The organism is Paenibacillus phytorum, from assembly GCF_013141715.1.
GTDB lineage: Bacteria > Bacillota > Bacilli > Paenibacillales > NBRC-103111 > Paenibacillus_E > Paenibacillus_E phytorum.
Genome location: NZ_WHOA01000164.1, coordinates 103,347 through 122,295 on the forward strand (window position 1 = coordinate 103,347; position 18,949 = coordinate 122,295).

At 47.8% G+C, this 18,949-nt stretch carries 12 protein-coding genes; 2 read left to right on the forward strand and 10 right to left on the reverse strand.

Translation table 11 applies throughout. The features are described 5' to 3' along the window. Positions 1 to 4: 4 nt before the first annotated feature. Positions 5 to 1,081 (reverse strand): LLM class flavin-dependent oxidoreductase, encoded by a 1,077-nt coding sequence (locus GC098_RS24110; protein WP_171645753.1) that lies wholly within the window; start codon positions 1,079 to 1,081, stop codon positions 5 to 7. Between the two features lie 70 nt (positions 1,082 to 1,151). After that, on the reverse strand, positions 1,152 to 2,321 hold the full coding sequence (locus GC098_RS24115; RefSeq protein WP_246358906.1) for an MFS transporter: 1,170 nt from the start codon (positions 2,319 to 2,321) through the stop codon (positions 1,152 to 1,154). Between the two features lie 404 nt (positions 2,322 to 2,725). Here GC098_RS24115 and GC098_RS24120 point away from each other — a divergent pair, with 404 nt between their 5' ends. Then, complete coding sequence (locus GC098_RS24120; RefSeq protein ID WP_171645775.1) at positions 2,726 to 3,307, forward strand: TetR/AcrR family transcriptional regulator; 582 nt, start codon at positions 2,726 to 2,728, stop codon at positions 3,305 to 3,307. A gap of 415 nt (positions 3,308 to 3,722) precedes the next feature. Here the strand turns inward: GC098_RS24120 and GC098_RS24125 are convergent, their stop codons facing one another. After that, a complete protein-coding gene (locus GC098_RS24125; protein ID WP_171645754.1) occupies positions 3,723 to 5,696 on the reverse strand; it encodes a glycoside hydrolase family 127 protein in 1,974 nt (657 codons plus the stop codon). A gap of 146 nt (positions 5,697 to 5,842) precedes the next feature. Here GC098_RS24125 and GC098_RS24130 point away from each other — a divergent pair, with 146 nt between their 5' ends. Then, the gene (locus tag GC098_RS24130; protein ID WP_171645755.1) at positions 5,843 to 6,706 is read left to right on the forward strand and encodes a helix-turn-helix transcriptional regulator; all 864 of its coding nucleotides are present in this window, start codon (positions 5,843 to 5,845) and stop codon (positions 6,704 to 6,706) included. A 33-nt stretch (positions 6,707 to 6,739) separates the two neighbouring features. Here the strand turns inward: GC098_RS24130 and GC098_RS24135 are convergent, their stop codons facing one another. The 7 genes from GC098_RS24135 to GC098_RS24165 form a co-directional block, all read right to left on the reverse strand. Continuing rightward, positions 6,740 to 7,858: a Gfo/Idh/MocA family protein gene (locus GC098_RS24135; protein WP_171645756.1), complete on the reverse strand. Its 1,119-nt coding sequence runs from the start codon at positions 7,856 to 7,858 to the stop codon at positions 6,740 to 6,742. A 167-nt stretch (positions 7,859 to 8,025) separates the two neighbouring features. Next, a complete protein-coding gene (locus GC098_RS24140) occupies positions 8,026 to 11,838 on the reverse strand; it encodes a GH32 C-terminal domain-containing protein (protein ID WP_171645757.1) in 3,813 nt (1,270 codons plus the stop codon). A 104-nt stretch (positions 11,839 to 11,942) separates the two neighbouring features. Further along, positions 11,943 to 13,451 (reverse strand): glycoside hydrolase family 32 protein, encoded by a 1,509-nt coding sequence (locus GC098_RS24145; RefSeq protein ID WP_171645758.1) that lies wholly within the window; start codon positions 13,449 to 13,451, stop codon positions 11,943 to 11,945. 29 nt (positions 13,452 to 13,480) lie between these two features. Continuing rightward, positions 13,481 to 14,449, reverse strand: coding sequence for a PfkB family carbohydrate kinase (locus GC098_RS24150; protein WP_171645759.1), 969 nt, complete (start codon positions 14,447 to 14,449; stop codon positions 13,481 to 13,483). A 39-nt stretch (positions 14,450 to 14,488) separates the two neighbouring features. Beyond that, on the reverse strand, positions 14,489 to 15,325 hold the full coding sequence (locus tag GC098_RS24155; protein WP_312880315.1) for a carbohydrate ABC transporter permease: 837 nt from the start codon (positions 15,323 to 15,325) through the stop codon (positions 14,489 to 14,491). Between the two features lie 211 nt (positions 15,326 to 15,536). After that, on the reverse strand, positions 15,537 to 16,454 hold the full coding sequence (locus GC098_RS24160; RefSeq protein WP_246358903.1) for a carbohydrate ABC transporter permease: 918 nt from the start codon (positions 16,452 to 16,454) through the stop codon (positions 15,537 to 15,539). Between the two features lie 24 nt (positions 16,455 to 16,478). After that, the gene (locus GC098_RS24165; protein ID WP_171645760.1) at positions 16,479 to 18,326 is read right to left on the reverse strand and encodes a GH32 C-terminal domain-containing protein; all 1,848 of its coding nucleotides are present in this window, start codon (positions 18,324 to 18,326) and stop codon (positions 16,479 to 16,481) included. Between the last annotated feature and the right edge of the window lie 623 nt (positions 18,327 to 18,949).

Sequence of the window (18,949 nt, forward strand, 5' to 3'; positions counted from 1 at the left end):
TTAATTAAACACAATTGAATTGTGATCCTTTTTCCGTCTCGGCTTCCCACTTGGTTATTTCCTCCCGAACACGGGGCGCTACCTCCGTTCCTAGCAGTTCAATGGCTCTCATCACTTGAGCATGCGGCATTGTGCTTAACGGAACATACAGCATAAAGCGTGTAACCCCTACATTTTTACGAAGGTGAATGATCTTCTGAGCAACAGTCTCGGGATCGCCGACATACAGAGCTCCTTCAAAGCTGCGCGCGGCATCGTAGCTAGAACGATCATAATGCGCCCAGCCCCGCTCCTTGCCTAATTTATTCATACCTGCCATGGTAGAAGGAAAAAATGTATTTGCAGCTCGTTCCGTATTCTCTCCAACAAATCCTATCGAGTGCGACCCAACCTTAAGCCGCGATTCGTCATGACCAGCGTGCGCTGCCGCTTTCTTATAAAGCTGCACGAGCGGTTCAAACTGCATCGGATTCCCGCCAATTATCGCCAGCATCAGTGGCAGTCCTAACAGACCTGCACGGATAGCAGACTCCTGTCTGCCCCCGCTGCCAACCCATATCGGTAAAGGATTTTGAACGGGCCGTGGATACACGCCCAAATTGTTAATTGCTGGCCGATGCCCGCCCTTCCAGGTTACTTTTTCAGACTCCCGTATTTTAAGGAGCAATTCCAAATGTTCTTTAAACAGCTCATCATAGTCATTCAAGTCATAGCCAAACAGTGGAAAAGATTCAATAAAGGAACCACGGCCCGCTATAATCTCCGCACGTCCATTGGAAATACCATCGAGCGTAGCAAAATCCTGAAAAACGCGCACCGGATCTGCTGAAGAAAGCACCGTCACTGCACTGGTCAGTCGAATCCGTTTCGTCTGTGATACAGCCGCAGACAGCACAAGTGCTGGTGAAGATGCTGCATAATCCTTCCGATGATGCTCACCTATGCCAAACACATCAAGTCCCACTTGATCAGCAAGGACAATTTCCTCGACAACTTCACGCAATCGCTGTGCGTGACTCATCACTTCACCAGTCTGAACATCCGGCTTTGTTTCTACAAACGAAGTAATACCTATCTCCATGACAATCTCTCCTATTCAAAATCTTACTACGATATATCTTTTTTTCGAATTATTCATAGGGACGCAAGCTTTATTTTAATGCGGCAGCCGTAGCGCGGTTGGTCATTGCCCAAAACAGAAGAGCTAAAGCACTAACGGAGGCCCCGAGCAAACATACTCCGTTCCAGCCATAGTGTGCATAGATATGGGTCGAAGCGATGGAACCGGCAGCACTTCCTATGGAATAGAAAACCATGTACCCGGCGGCTAGCCGACTGCGTGCCTCCGTATGCAATGAGAAGATCATACTTTGATTAGTGACATGCACGGCCTGAACTGCCAAGTCTAGAAGAACAATTCCAATGACCAATGCGAACAACGACTGTTCAGTACGGCTGATCAGCAACCATGATATCAATAATAGGATCAAAGCTATGCCCGTCGTTCTCTGTCCGTAACCTCGATCGGCTAGCTTGCCCGCTCTTGCTGCAGCTAACGCTCCGACAACTCCCACGAGACCAAACGCCCCAATCGCAGTGTGTGAAAGAGATAATGGCGGCGCGCTAAGAGGGAGTACTAATGGAGTCCACAAAATGCTGAAAGCAGTAAAAATCAGCAGAGCCAAAATAGCGCGGATGCGTAATATCCGTTCTTTTACGAGCAACATAAGCACCGACCTAAGCAACTGGGGATAGGACAGCGACTTTCCCTTACGCTCAACATTCGGCAACACCCTAAATAACGCACAAACCATAAAAAGCATCAACGCGGCGGAGACCAGATATACGGAACGCCAACCCGCAAGATCTGTTAATATTCCTGAAATGGATCGAGCAAGAAGGATGCCAATCACAATTCCGCTTGTTATCATGCCAACGACACGTCCGCGTTCGGCAGGTGCAGCCATTGTCGCCGCGAACGCCACAAGAGTCTGAGTCACAACGGAGAGCAGTCCCACTAAAGCCATACCTGCGAATAGTACCGTGCTGGATGATGCAGTGCCAACAATAACCAAAGCTATCATGGATAATAGCATCTGACCGATTATCAGTCGGCGCTGGTTCAGTAAATCTCCAAGCGGCACCAGCATTAACAGTCCTACTGCATAAAAGATCTGAGTAATGGTAATGAGAATGCCAATGGTTGAATGGTCAATACCGAATTCACTCGACAGATTATCGAGTATCGGCTGTGCGAAGTAGATATTGGCAACAGACATCCCACAGGCAATCGCAAACAATAGTGTCACATAGCGAGTCATGGAAGAACTATGAACTGAATCAGATGTGAAAAGCGTTCCCAGTGAACAATTCGCCTTTATAGCGGTTCTGACTGCTGCTTTTTCTTTAACCTCCTCCATTTTGTACACACCTTACCTCCCTTAAATTTTGATACCGATCATTTATTGTACCGATCGGTATTAATAATGCCTGGTAAATATAACGCATAGAAACGATCATTGTCAATGATAACAATAGATTTAATAAGCTATATCTTCAGAAATGATCTTCCCTAGTTAGAATAAACTAACTTACGTTTGACAATATAAACGGCTAATTATATAATTTTAATATACTGTACGGTACGTTAAAATAAAGGTGTTTACATGTGATCGGAATTATTGAACATTTAAGGAAAAATCAATAGTAACGAGAGGTATTGATTATGGGACGAACCCGCGAATTTGATGAAGAAAAAGTATTAGATGCAGCTATGCAACTATTTTGGGAGAAGGGATATGAGGCTACCTCATTAAGCGACTTAACTTCCAGAATGGGAATTCAGAAGCCTAGTATTTACTCGGCTTTTGGAGACAAAAAAGAATTGTTCGAAGCCGCGCTGCGCAAATACATGATGTCCCGTGCTTCTCATGTCCGAACCAAACTTCAAAAAAATCCATCTGTAAAACAAGCATTTCGTGCTTTTTTTGAAGGTGTGGTTGCTGAGGAATATACTGAAAATCGCAGCCGAGGATGCTTTTGCATCAATACAATGGTCGAACTTGCGCCTCATGATGAGAAATTTGAAATTCTTACAAGGGAACATCAAATGTATCTATCGGTCATATTTCAAGAAACCATTGAACGAGGTATTCAATCAGGAGAGCTTGAAATCGGTGTAAACGCGAAGGCTTTATCACAGGCGCTAATCGTATCGTTAATTGGACTAACCGTAATAATGAAATCTCGTCCAGAGCGATCGTTTGTTGATAATACGATAGAGGTGACTCTTACATTGCTTAAGTAAGAGGTCTTTTTTCGTTAATTCAAATAGATTACGAAGCTTTTTACAGATAACAAGTGATAATAATTAATGATTTGTTGCATTATCTACTAAACGTTTTTCACAACATAAAAGGGACGCAAACACTTTGCTTGATGTTTGCGTCCCTTTTCGTTCTTGAGGACAGCCTCAGCTCGAAATTATAATTCCATTGGATTTTTCCAATGGAATTGACTCTTAGACCTCGAAATTCGTGTTTCTATTGGAAATAATCCAATGGAATTGACTTTTAGGCCGCCAAATCCCTACTTCCACTGGATTAATCCAATGGAAGTAGGGATTCAGGCTTTGAAATTCACAAAGCAGGAGCTGAATATACCAAATATGACTTTTGGGACAGCCCCTAACCTATAACGAAACGTGACGTTTCGAAGATCATTCAAACGCGAATCCACACCGACATTTCGCCCGGCTGTCGGTTGCCCCACAAGTAATACGGTACGGCTTTAAGTTTTACCGGCTCAGACACTTGCTGCTGCGCAAGCGGACGGTACGCCGTATTCTCTTGCCAGGAAGCTCGTTCATCGGCGCGACCTTTCGCTTCAATGACGACCGCTCCACCGAGCAGCTCGGTGTCGTAATACGAATGCAGCTCCGATTGGCAATCGAGAGACAAATTCGAAAGCAAGCTGCCGTTGTCCGTTTCCTCCAAACAATAAACAAGCGGACCGCGTTCAATAGCAGCTTTACCCGCATTGGCCCGGATCTCCGGATGTGAGGTAATTAACTGCGCCTCAAGCACCGGCTCCCATTCCACGATGTCTCCCTGTGCCCATTGCCTATTTACGGTCGCATATCCATTCTCAACATCGTATTCCGATATCATGCCGTTAATTTTCATCACAGCTTGCCCATAGCACCATGACGGAATGCGCAGCGCAAGCGTAAATGCAGCATCCGGAACAGCAGTTAATTCAAACCGTACATAACCTTCCCAAGGAAGACGTGATTGCTGCTTCAGCGCCACTTGACCGGCAGCTAGCTCGAACAGCGCTTCGCTGCCGATGAAGAGATGCGTATACACTTTGTTATCCTCTGCAGAAATTGTATAAATATAATCGTTCAAAGAGGTGAGAAGTCGCGCCACATTCGGTGGGCAGCAGGAGCAGCCGAACCACTTCTGCCGCACTGACTTCACGTGACTACGGTCCGGGTTATTTAAGGAAGCCTTCGGCCACACTTCCAGTGGATTGACATAAAAATAATGCTTACCGTCCTGCGACATACTGCCTAAAACATTGTTATACAGCGCTCGCTCTAGGACATCGGCGTACTCACTTTTTGCCTCTAGAAGCAGCATGCGGCGGGCGAAGAAGATTAGACCGATGGAAGCGCACGTCTCCGCATATACGGTATCGTTCGGCAAGTCGTGGTCGAAGGTAAACGCCTCACCGTGATGCGTCGAGCCGATGCCTCCTGTAATGTACATCTGCCGCTTCGTCGTGTTATCCCACAATCGACGGCACGCTTCGATCAGCTCCCGGTCATTAGTCAGACTTGCAAGGTCGGCCATCGCCGTATACATATAGACCGCCCGTACGGAATGGCCTATAGCGACGTCCTGTTCACAAACTGGCAAATGCGCCTGATTATAGGCCATTTGTTCGATAGTCGGAATCGGCATCTCCTTCTTCATCCAATGACTGTACCCACCTCTTTGCTTGCATTCCTCAATCAGAAAGTTCGGCGACTGGCCGCGCTCATCGATGAAAAATTGCGCCAACTTCAAATAACGCTCCTCACCCGTCGCTTGATACAGCTTCACTAGCGCCAGCTCTATCTCCTGGTGGCCGTCATAGCCTCTAAGTTTGCCTTGCTCGCGACCAAATACGGTGTCGATATAGTCGGCAAATTTGCACACGACATCAAGCAGTCTTCGTTTTCCAGTGGCCTCGTAATACGCGACCGCTGCCTCCATCATATGGCCAGCACAGTAGAGCTCGTGAGCTTCATGAAGATTCGTCCACTCGTTGCCCGGTTCTTTGATCGAGTAATACGTGTTCAGATAACCGTTGGCGTGTTGGGCCTTGGCAATTAGCTCGATCAAATCGTCCGCAGTTCGCTCCAGCTCGGGGTCGGGTTGGCTTGCAAGCGAGTATCCGACTGCTTCAATCCATTTCGCCACATCGCTGTCCTGGAAAACCATCCCCATGAATTCCCCTTCTTCCATCCCGGCCGCAATCCGGAAATTACGAATCGCATAACTCGGCTCAGCATCTGGAATTCGGTCGTTAAGCGCCTCCCATTGATAGGGAATAACCGTCCCTCGCACCAGCTCTGTAAATTTATTCCAAAACCCGTCCTGTATGCGTACACGCCTACTACTCTGCCGCTCGCTCATTGATATCCCCATATGAATATCCTCCTAGAACTGTACATGATTTATATGACATTTGATTATTGCTCTCATCCAGTTTATCCTTGAATATACGGTTGAAATACGAATAAAACAAACCTATTTTTTATAATATTTCACACTGCATTCGGAGGGTATCGGGAATGAACGAATCGGGAATCATTTGGATGGAGCTGCCGCCAGTGCCCTATTACATTACGACCGGCTTTTCGACCTTATATCCGGGAGAGCAGCACCCGAGCCGGCGAAATATCGGCATCTTCGATCTGCTTTGGGTTGTCAAAGGGACGTTATACATCGGAGAAGAGGATAGGCAGTGGGAGGTTACGGAAGGACAGACACTACTGCTATTGCCCGACCGTTATCACTATGCGGTGAAGCCCTGCGAGACGGAGACTGTTTTCTATTGGAATCACTTCGACTTTAAAGGGAGTTGGCTCCAGGCGACGGACAATGCTGTAAACCCAGCCTACCCGGTCCAGCATGCATGGGCAAATCCCTATACGATTCGGATTCGGCAATATGCCTCACCGCCTGAGTTTACCCTTGCCGAGTGCCACCTTCGCAAAATGCTCGCATCGTCAGACCAACATCGCTCGGCGACCTTTTGGAACGAGCAGCAGCTGTTCATGGAGCTTCTGCGTCTACTAGAGGAAGGGTATAGTGGAAGCAGCATCTCTCCCGCCTTAAAGCTCGCGGAGAAATCGGAAGCTTACCTTCGGCAGCACTATCAGGCTGATGTGACGAATGAATCACTTGCGGAGGCTCTTCATTATCACTCGAACTACGTTGTTAGGTGCATGAAAGAGATCTACCACTGTACTCCGATGGAATATCTGCACGAGTATCGCCTGGAACAAGCAAAGATGCTGCTGATCAAAACGGATTTGCCAGTTGGACAAATCGCCGAACGCGTCGGTTTTGGGTACGCCCCATACTTCTCCAACTGCTTCAAACAGTATGCCGGCATCTCACCTCTGCGTTTTCGCAAGCAGTTTTCACATTAGTTTTACTAATTGTGGATCTCATCACAGTTTAATTCAAAAACGAGCTGTTTTCATTTCTGCTAGAACTGTATCTTCATAGGCATGCTTTTCACCTCGAATGATGTCTTGGACACTTACTGGCTGACCCGTATGTCCGGACTCCAAGGCAGCGAACACGACTCCCAATGCTTCGAGACCACGTTCAGCGCTGGAAATAGGCTGCTTTTGCTCAGCGATCGCTTCCCACAATTCAATGTAAGAGTGGGCAAAAGGGTTTTCTACAACTTCAGGCGCGTAACGCTGGATGATTTCGGAATGGGTAACAATTGATTTGTCTTCAAGTGTTACGTGTTGACCAGGACGCAGGCATCCTTTGCTCCCGTAGATCCATACCCCGTCAGTCTTCTCGCCGTGAGCTGCTGTACTGCACATCCAATGACCCAGACCTCCATTCTCAAAACGGAATACAGTGGCAGATGTATCTTCTCCGGTAGGGTGAATGGTTGTTTCTCCGTTGTTTAATTCCTTTTCAAAAATTCGCGTATAGGAAAACACTTCTTGGATAGGCCCATTCACTTCCGTGAAGAAATGAGTGCGGTGAACCCCGTGATCGTTAATCCAGCCTGCGCCCGCGCGGCCTTTCATATGACGCCAAGCAGTTCCAGCAAAAAACGAGCGTCCCAGTGTGACCGTTGCGTAATCCATGATCATATACACATCGCCGATTAAGCCAGCTTTTACTGCGCGCGCCATCGCAACATTCCCAGCGCCCAGCACACTCGGTTCAGAAAGCGTCAATACTTTATTGAACTTCTTAGCATCAGCAAGCATTTTGCGGCCAAAGGAAGGTGAAATCGCGAGCGGTTTTTGCATTTGCACGTGAATGCCTGCTGAGAAGCAATCCTCAGTCACTGTATGATGCAGATCATGATCCAGTAAGACGGATACCGCATCCAGGCCGCCTTGCTCCAACATCTGGCGATACTCTGTGTATACATCCGGCCGAAGCCCAAGCTGGCTCTCCACCTCTGCGGCAAAAGCCTCCACTCTCTCTAACTTAAGATCGCAAACAGCCGTCAGCTGAAAGGTCAGCTTATTCTCATCTTTTAATTTCTTTAAGCCTTCCAGGTGCGCACCGGAAATCACTCCGCAGCCTATGAACCCGATTTTCATCCAAATCTCCCCATTCCTTTGAACAATGATATAGATAAACTTATTCGTATCTTAACAAAGGATTGATTCAAATGATTTCAATATACTCTGTTCCTTTGCTTAGAATTTTTTATAAAAAAATCCCTTACCACTGCCTGCTGCGGCAAATGTAAGGGACATGTTACTGATTAATTGGCGACCCAGGTCACATTCTGGTAATAGGCTCTGCCTCCAAACAGATTAAGACCGAAAATACCACTGCTGAAATGCGAATCGTTGACATCTATTACCGGCATGGAACCGCCGTCAAAGTAGATTTTGATGTTAGTCCCGCTGGTCACAATTTTCACGTGATAAGTTTTACTGGACTGCAACAGCATTGGCACGCTGCCAATGATTTGCGAGCTGGTAAAGCTGCCGTTCAGCTTGTAGAGTAAACGCAGTGTTTTCAGACTTGGATCGACATTAAAGTAATAGCCGTTCGAGCCTGTAGCATCACCTCGGAAGATGATCGATCCAGCTCCTCCCAACGCATCCAGCTTCATATCGGCTTCATAAGTGAAGTTGTCGCCTGTTACCGTGGTCATATAGTTGCTGTCAAAATCAAAATAACCTGCAATCCCGTCAGCCGTCGGAATCCATTGCGCTTGGTTGGTTGAAGTCCATCCTGTCAAATTCGTGCTGAATGCAGGACCAACCTGTATGACGGTTGTACCTACAATCGAGCCGGACTGTGTCGTTGCTGTAATTACGGCGCGTCCAGGACTGACGCCAGTTACATTGGCACTGCGTGCATCCACAGCTGAAACGGTGGCAATTGTAGAATTGCTTGTGTTCCAAGTCAAATTCTTGTTCGTTACGGTACGCGGCAATACAGTCGTGTAGAGCTGCTGCGTCGAGCCAACGCCGATCTCCAGCTTGGGTTTATCCATCACAACTTTTTGCGGAATGGTGCCGCTAATCGGTTCATCGCGCCATGTATTTGCTAGCGGATACACATTCATGGTGACTACTGTCACATTGCCGCCTGTCGCATAGAAATTCAAGCCGTCACGGGCCGAATCCGGCAGTATAATGTCGGAGAAGACGACCTTGCCGTCATTGCCGAATACCTCTACGGAGGATTGATCGACATAGATGTGCATTTTCACATGATTGCTTACTGGACTCACGACTACATCATTTCGCGAAGCAAAACTGGCTGTGAAATCGGTACGGCCCGCATTCACGCGGTCCACGAACATTTTGGAAGAAGGCGGCTGATAACCTACAACGGTTTTTTGACTGCCAAGCTCTCTAAGACTAAGCCCGAACTCGGAGGCTGCGCCCGATGTAGGAATCAGGAAATCAGCATCGATTTCGTAAGCGTTGCCTGATAAGCCGGACAACAAATTCGTGCTCGTCGGTGTTATGGTAACGTTGTTAAATGTAGTGGCTGTGCCGCGAAGATTATTCATCTCAGTAACCGGTTTCTGTGCAAGCCGCACACCCTCCGGATACGTTACCAGTGTAAGCTCGCGCGGTATCGACAGTTGTCCGCGGAACGGGAACTTTGGCTTACTGAATGGATTATTCCAGTTGCTCATCCAGCCGATTTCAATTCGGCGCGCATTCGAAGGAATGTCTGAGAAGGTTATAGCCGCATACATATCTTTGCCATATTCGCTTCTAAGCACGGTGCTTGCCGGATTGTCACTGGTAAAAGTCGACCCGTCGAAGGAACCCACAAAATATTCAGACGAGGAACCGTTCGTTTGCGTCGCTGGACCTGTACTAATCGAAAGCACCCATTTCTTGTTCGTCGCCTCCCCATCTACCCCGAGCTGGAAAAAGTCAGGGCATTCCCAGGTACCTCCATGAAGATAGCCTCCAAAACCAAATGAACTTGTATATGTCCAGGTGAGCAGGTTGGTGGACGTGTAGAAACGGATATTATCCCCGCCAGATACCACCATCACCCATTCATTGTGATCGCTGTCCCAAACAACCTTAGGGTCACGGAAGTCCCATCCGCCGTTCACGCCGCCGGGATTCTGTACAATCGGATTTCCTGAATACTGCTGCCAGGTTCTCCCTTTGTCAGTGCTATACGCAATACTGATTTTCTGGTTGCCTCCGACTTTATCGGGGTCATAATTCGTATAGAAAGCAACGAGACCAGAGCCGCCGTCAAACAATCCTGTCACATTGTTCGTATCCACGACCGCTGAACCTGACCAGGCATTGCCCAAATCATTAAAGGGAAGCGCGATAGGAAGACGTTTCCAATGTGTAAGATCGGTGCTTACCGCATGCGCCCACCGACCTTCATCCTGATGAAACAGATGATATTCACCTGCATAATAGACGAGTCCATTGGGATCGCTCGCCTTGCTTGCTTCCTGCGTATAGTGATACCCAGGACGGTACATTTCATTCGAATATGCGCTTAAATCGGTTACAAGCACATTCTGAAAATAGGCTGTTCCGTTGTACGCATTCAGTCCAATTTTACCTGTAGAATAGGTGCTGTCAGTCGCATTAATCGCCAGAGTTGCATAGCCGTCTACATATACTTTGATGGATGATCCGCTTGCGACGATCTCAACATGGTACATCTTTCCTGTATCGATCGTACGCGCGGATGTGGCAATCGTCGTTCCGGTACCCGCTTTAAATAAACGGATTTGATCCAGATTTGGATCAATGTTCAGTATATAACCACTGGTAGCGCTTGCATTCGCACGGAAAAGAAGCCCTGCTGTTGCGAAAGGCGTACCAGCATCCACTTTCAAGTCGCCTTCAAGCACGAAATCGGAAGCGGTGTTCGCTGCGATTCGGAACGCGTCCGCCGCCTCTGTGCTAACGGCTTTCACACCGTCCAAATGCGGAGTCCAGTTTCCATTGATGGCCGTCCAACCTGCCAAATTCGTGTTCGCGTCACTGATCAGAATTTTTTGGAATTTGGCGCTGCCGTTGAAGACATTTAGCCCGACAAAGCCTGACGAATAGGCTGAATTCGTAACCGTCAGAATCGGATCGTAGCCATCTGCCTGCAAATAATTGGTTTGCAAATAAACCTTGAGCACAGTGCCTTCAGCTTTCACCTTCACATGATAAACTTTGCCGGTATCCAGGGTGTCTGTTTGCGTGCCAAGCGTTACATCGTCGCTGATATTGAACAGACGAAGCCTGTCCAGATTCGGGTCCATCTGCAGGCCGTATCCCTGTGTTGCACTGGAATTCGTACGAAAAAGCAGCGTGGATACCGCGTAAGTGTCTTCAATAAGCACATCCGCCTCATACGTAAAATTATCCGAGCTCGTAGATGAGATTGCATACGCATTTTGCCCGCTGGAAGCCGTCCCTCTCCAGCCTTGTGTCGTAGGCGTCCATGTCCCTGATGTCACATTCCAGCCTGTTACATTCGTCGTTGTTTCATACTGATAAGCATTCTGGAAATAAGCCGTTCCGTTATACACGTGGTAGCCCAAGTTCCCTGTGGAATACTTCGTATCACTGACGGAAATCGCCAGCACGCTGCCTAGATATACTTTGATTTGCGGTCCGTCAGTCATTACCTTCAGATGATAAGCAGTACCTGTATGAATCGTTGTTGTGTACAGTGTTCCCACATCGGAACCAGTAGCATAGTCGAAAAGCCTTACACGATCGAGATTCGGGTCTATGCTGACCACGTACCCTTTGGTACCATCTTCGCTGGCTCGGAAGACAAGGGAACCTACGCCGAATGCAGAGGCGCTGTCTACTGTCACATCGGCTTCGTACACAAAATTAGTCCCGGATGTAGTCGTCGACATGGCAAAAGCATTCGTATTCGCTGCGCTTACTCCCTTAACTCCGCTGCCTGATTGGATGGACCAGGTTCCGGATATAGGTGTATAGCCCGGCATATTCGAATTGAAGCTTGAAGCGTAAGCTGTCGTAACTCCTAATGACACCGTACATGCAACGAAAAGAATTAGAAGTGCTTTCAACATCCATTTGATCTCTATTTTCATGCATGCTCATCTCCTAATTTTCATATTCACAATATATGTAAGCGCTTTTATAATGAGGGGTAAGAAAAGCGCTTTTCGCGCTAATCTTACAATCGATGACCTGTTTACCCTTCCGTTGTTAACTTCCATGCGTCCAAGCTTTCCAGAGATACTTCTCCATTCCTGGCAAACAGCTTGATTCCCAAACAGTCAGGCTTCGGGTAAATGCGGTTCGTTACGGTTTTCAGCCCGTTATTAGCAAATAGCTCAATAGAAGAGCGATCAATGAATATCTGCAGCTTAATGCGGCCATCCTCCAGTGGGTTCAGATCCACTTCACATACACCCGCTTCGCCCACACCAGAGTGATTACGATCCACGCTAAGTTTCCGGTCAACAGCCGAAAAGCTCACTTCCGTGTACTCGGAACCATCTTCTGAACAGCGAAGCAGCAGACCGAACTCAGCGTCACCGGCTGATTGATTCGTGTTAAAAATGGCTATAAGTTCAAGCGCATCCCCATGAATTTCTGGCAAAGGTACTTCTGTATCCGCACAGATGGACAGATTGCTGACACGGTGATGAGTCCCGCGCATGGCTCTCAATTCCTCTACAGGCAGTATCCGCAGCGTTCCGTCGTCATCAGAAAGACTCAGCTCGCGAGGCAGGGTAAAAGCCCCCATCCAGCCATGCTCCTGCTCCGGCATTTGAGCGCCCCAAATGTTCATCCAGCCAATGAGGATACGTCTTCCCTGTCCGTCCACGAACGTTTGCGGAGCATAGAAATCGAAACCATAGTCTAGCCGCTCTGAGTAACGGTAGTCGAATATTCCGGTCTCATAGCTAAGCCTGCCGATTAGATACATCGTCTTGGTCGTTCCCATATTCATAGGGGAAATCACCAGCACGTGGTCATCTCCGTTCCCTAGCGGAAACAAATCTGGGCATTCCCACATATCCCCCATCGTACCATCGCTTTCAGCTGCGACCCCGATATAGCTCCAATCCCGCAGATCAGAAGACTTATACAGCAGCGCTTTGCCCAAGCCGTCTTTCCCGTATCCAATAACCATGTACCATATTCCATCATGCTGCCAAACCTTCGGATCCCGAAATCCGAAGCCGCCTTCCTCTGGCGCGTCGGAAATAACCGGGTTATACGCTGCTTTGTTGAAAGTAACCCCATCTGTGCTTGTGGCAATGCACTGAACCTCAGTGGGTGTGCGTCCATCGACATGCCCCGTGTAGATCAACGTCAGCACACCGTTATTGTCCACAGCGCTGCCCGACCAGCAGCCATAGCCTTCGCTTTCACCCGCATCGTAATTCTCCGATGGCGCCAACGCTACAGGCAGATGCTCCCAGTTCACCAAGTCTTTACTTTTGGCATGACCCCAGTGCATCGGTCCCCATTTGGACGCGTAAGGATAGTGCTGATAAAACACATGATATTCATGGTTAAAATAAATCAGGCCATTCGGATCATTCATCCAGCCCGCTGGAGGCATCAAATGATAGTAAAGCCTGTAGTTCCCCTCTGCCACTGCTGCAGAAGCTTGCTCCAACGCCTTATTTGCTAGATCGACTCGTTCCTTGTGAACCCTGTTTCTTTCCTTGACTACTTGATGACTCATCCTATCTCACCCTCATTCCTAATCTCTCATTACACATTTCCTGTTCGGATTAACGTATGAATTTCTTCAATTGTACCTAAGGAAGGAATGGCACCTTTCCGAGTCGTAGCTAAAGCACCCGCTGCATTCGCGAATCTCAAAGCGCCGCACAATTCCTCTTCGCTCCAAGCGTGTAAAGGTTTTTCCAGCTTTAACACTTCATGTAGAAAAGCTCCAAGAAAGCCATCCCCTGCACCCGTTGTATCAACGGTATGAACAGAATAGCTATCCACCTTCCCCCACCAATCCTTCATTCGATAAAATGAGCCTTTGGGTCCCGCTGTTACTAATAGCAGCCCAATGGAATACCGCTCCATCAATAGTTTCGAAGCAAGTTCCATATCCTGCTGTCCTGTCAGGAAAATGATCTCTTCTTCGGATACTTTCACGAGGTCTGCCAATCTCAAGCCCGCATGAATAGCCTCCCTAGCATGCTGTTCGTCCTCCCACAAAGAAGGACGCCAGTTAGGATCATAAGAAATAAGCGCACCTTTCTCCTTGGCTTTCTGCACAGACTTAATCGTAGCCGTGTAGGAGGGTTCCACTGTCATCGAAATCGATCCAAAGTGAAAAATCCGCGTTCCCTCCAGCATGGCCAGATTCACCTCATCCTCTCTCAACAGCTGGTCAGCACCTGGCTTTCGTGAGAAATGAAAGGATCTCTCGCCTTGCGAATCCAAATGTATGAAGGCCATTGTCGTATGGGCCTCGTCAGATGCGATAAGCCCGCTATCTGACACACCCTGCTGCAGCAAGGCTTGCCGCAAATACCTACCAAAGGGGTCATTGCCCACCTTCCCAATGAACCCGGTCTTCATGCCGAGCTTAGCCATAGCGGCCATCACGTTCACGGGAGCTCCTCCCGGATTGCGCTCAAACACAGGCTGTCCGGCGTCTGATAAACCTAGAGGTGTAAAATCAATCAAGTACTCCCCTAGTGCAACTGCATCATAGTTCATCTTAAGCTTCCTTTCTCCTCATTATGCAAACTCATTAGATCAACCCTTAATACCTGACATCGTGATCCCCTGAATATAGTAGCGCTGTAAGAATAAGAACAGCAGTAGAATGGGCACTGTCGATAACGTGTTCGCCGCTAACACTTTGGACCAATCCGTCCCTTCGTTAGAGGAAAACGTGGAAATACCGACTTGGATCATTTGCATCTTCTGATCATTGATGACAATGAGCGGCCATAGATAGGAATCCCAGTTACCAAGGAATGTCATCAGGCCGAGTGTAATTAATGCGGGAACTGCTGCTGGAAGCACGATGGATACGAAAGTGCGCGGTAAGCTAGCTCCATCAATACGTGCCGCTTCCATCATTTCGTTTGGGACCTCTGCGAAAAATTGCCTCAGCATAAAGATGCCAAACACGGACAACATCGAAGGTACGATCAGCGCTTTATAAGAATTAAGCCAGCCCAGATCATGCATGAGCAAATAGTTCGGCACGAGCGTAACTTCACCCGGTATAATCATCGCCGACATAAATAAGGCGAACGCCACTGTTTTAAAGCGAAACTTGAGTTTCGCAAACGCAAATGCAGCCATCGAATTAATGATTAGCACAAGCGCGGTTACGATCGAAGCCACGAACAGAGTATTCCAGATATAACGAAGAAACGGATTGCGCGCATTGAAAATAACATTATGAAAATTACGTCCCGTCCATTCCACTGGGATCAGCAGATGAATATTCAGAGACGTATATTTAAAAAGCTCCTGGTACGGACGAAACGAGCCGGCGACCATCCATAGGATCGGAGCGACAGAAATCAGAGCGATCACAATCATGATGATCATTCTTACGATGTTGGTTACCCTCTTCACAGCGATTTCCTCCTAATATTTATTTAGGGCCCCCCGCAAAGTAATGTCTAAACTCTTATCGAAGCAATTCGGGAAGAATGACCGCTTTAAGTGGTGAGTTTAGACGCCGATCGAGTCTTTGACTCGATGCGGACGGAATATACTTCAGAGCTTAGCTTCACTTTGTGGGGTATTACAGGGATCTTTGAGCGGAGCTCAAAGTCTCTCCTTTTTAATCAGCGTCTTTGTTAAACAGCTTCATTTGGATAAGTGAAATGGCTAGCACGATCGCAAAGAGCACAAAAGCCGCCGCTGTCGCATACCCCATTCTCATCTGTGTGAAGGCTTGCTTATAGATATAGAAAACAACGGTTTCAGTCGAGCTGTTCGGCCCTCCATTCGTCAACACGAATACGAGTCCAGAAAGCTTGATCGCATCTATCGTGGTCATAATGACAACGAAGGCCATGGTCCTATTCAACAGAGGAAGCGTAATCTTGAAAAACTGCTGAATTCTCGATGCGCCATCCACTCTGGCAGCTTCGTACAGATCAGGGGAAATATTGTTCAGACCTGCCAGGAAGATGATCATGAAAAATCCGGCGCCTTTCCAGATTCCCAGCACAATTATGCCATTCATCGCCGTGTCTGGATCGGATAGAAAGCTTGTAACCGGCAGGTGCAGAGCCTTGAGAACACTGTTCAAGAGCCCAAACTCTTTGTTGTAAATCAGCTTAAAAACCGTTGCAGCCACCGCTGTCGAAATAATAACCGGGATAAAATAAAGCGTTCGGAACAGACCTGCCGCCGCTGTTTTCTTCTGGATCAATAACGCTAGCCCCAGAGCGATGCTTGTTTGAATCGGAATCACGATAATAGCAAAATAAAACGAATGCTTCAGACTATTAAAGAAAGCGCGATCCTTCATTAAATGAACATAATTATCCATTCCGACAAATACATCGCCTGCGCCTACTAGCGAGTAGTTTTTAAAGCTGATGATGAAGGCTTGCAGCATTGGGTAGAACACGAAGACAAGTAATAAGGCTATCGCCGGGAAAATAAACCAGAATGCAGTAGCTTGCTCATGCATTCGGAAGCTTCGAGATTTTATTTTGGTTTCTACCGCTGTTTGTATCGCTGTATCCATGGTCTATCTCTCCATTCCACTTATTTATTTTCCGTCGTAGACAAAAACCTTGAAGCTCGAAACCACGCTGCCATCTGGGCTGATCGCCTTGATCTCCGCCTGTCCAGCCTGAACACCCTTCACCATAGCTCCACCATCAACCGCTGAAACTGTAGCTATCGCCTCGCTGCTAGACTGCCATTTCAAAATCTGCGGAGCGCTTAATGGAATGACCGAAGCTTCGACCTGCTGACTGCTATTCACTGGCACATCGAGCGTGCTCTTACTTAACACAATCCGCTGCGACTTGGCAGCATTCACATCTTCATTGCGCCATACCGTTTGCATCGGATAATACTGCGCACTCTCCAGCGTGACGCTGCCTTCCAAAGCAGTTAACTCCAGTCGGTTACTCGTCGGATCCGGGAATATCAGGCTGGAGACGACAGCCTCACCATCGTTCCCAAATACCTCAAGACTAGATTCATCTACGAAAAATCGAAGCTTAAGCTTGCCATCCTTCAGCTTCAGCGGCGCCGAAACTTTCTCAGCGAATCCCTTCTCGAACGAGCTGATGCCTGAGTGTGTTCGATCTACCGTCAGCTGTTCCGTCTTGGCATCGTAGCTGACGCTCGTTTCTTGGTCGCTTCCTTTTCTTAGCTTGAACGCAAATTTCGCATTCGGCTGAACAGATAGTTCGGTAACCATCTCGTAAGATGTTCCTTTGATGGCGTCGAACGGATTATGTCCTGCAGTCAGTTCCTGCTTGGACAGGGCAACTTCTTTACCACGCAAAGTCTGGAGTTCTTTCACTGGCTCCTGAATCAGCCTCAATCCTTGATCAGGGATATTCCTCAGCCTAAGCTGACGTGGGATGGACATGTTCCCCTTCCAGCTGCCCGTCGGCATCGCGAACGGATAACGCCAATTAGACATCCAGCCCAGCCAGATGCGGCGTCCATCTTTGGCCGGGATATCTGAATAGGACACAGCGGCATAGAAATCTTTTCCATAATCCGTCCATAGCACATCGGATGGCTTATTTTCATTCGTGAACGATAGCCCGTCGAACGTACCTACGAAGTATTGCGCAGTGGAACCTTTCGTCGTATCGTTGCTGCCGATACTTACCGCTAGAACCCACTTCTTCGCATTGGAGCCCTCCACCGGGAGCTCGAACAAGTCCGGACATTCCCATACGGCCGCGTGCGATCCTTGATTGCTTCCGAATTCGCTGGTCATCTTCCATGATTTGAGGTCGGGTGATGTATAGAAACGAACACGGTTATCCACAGACACTACCATCAACCAAGAATGGGTAGGCGCGTGCCAGATGACCTTCGGATCTCGAAAATCCTTCAGGCCCTGATTCGGAATCACCGGGTTTCCTTCATATTTGGTCCATGTCCGGCCTTTATCCGCACTGTAGGCAATGCTTTGCGACTGAACGCCGCCTTTGAAATGGGTGAATATCGCGACCAAGCCCGCTTTGCCGCCAAAAAATCCGCTTGTATCCTTGCTATCTACCACCGCGCTACCAGACCAAATCTCTCCTAGAGAATCCCGAGCCAGAGCTACTGGGAGATGCTCCCAGTGGATGAGATCCTTACTTACCGCATGTCCCCATTGGCCACTGTTTTGATAAAATTGGTGATACTCACCTTCGAAAAAGACCATCCCATTCGGATCACTCATATTGCCAGATTCCGGTGATAAGTGATACTGCGGACGGAACTTTTCTGTATAATAATTCGGATCACTCACATACGTAAAAGCTGAGCTATCTGCTGCATCCGACGATCTGTCATCCCCTTTAACCAGAACAGCCACCCCCAATCCTAGAAGTACGACCGTGGCAGTACCAACTGCCCATAACCCTAATTTCTTCCGCATACTTCCTCCTTGTGCATGTCGCCATCATTTTCTGTATGGTAATTGTACCGAGTCCGCACGAAGAAAGATTTCAAAATCATCGGGAGTTGCCTTTCAATTTTATTTGCAGTAGTTAAATACTTCCAAGTAGCCAGTCTTCAACCCTATCAACGACAAATAAGAGCCTCTAAAGGCTCTTATCCCGCTCCATTAGCCACTTTCTGCACAAATAGAAGCTCCCAAGGACTCTTATTTCTCCAAGTAGCTAGCTTTCCCGCCATTTCAGCGACAAATAAGAGCCCCTAAAGGCTCTTATCCCGCACCTTTAGCCACTTTCCGCGCAAATAGAAGCTCCCAAAGACTCTTATTTCTCCAAGTAGCTAGTTTTCCGCCCTATCAACGTCAAATAAGAGCCTCTAAAGGCTCTTATTCCGCTCTATTAGCCACTTTCCGCGCAAATAGAAACTCCCAAAGGCTCTTATTTCTCTGAGTAGCTAACTTTTCATCCTATCAACGACAGATAAGAGCCTCTAATGGTACTAGGTCAATAGAGTGGACACGATAAATGGTGTTTCTTACGCTGCTTTGGTTGCCCAGTACATCGCTTCAAACCGATCGGGGGACTTGTAACCTAGTGAGCTGTG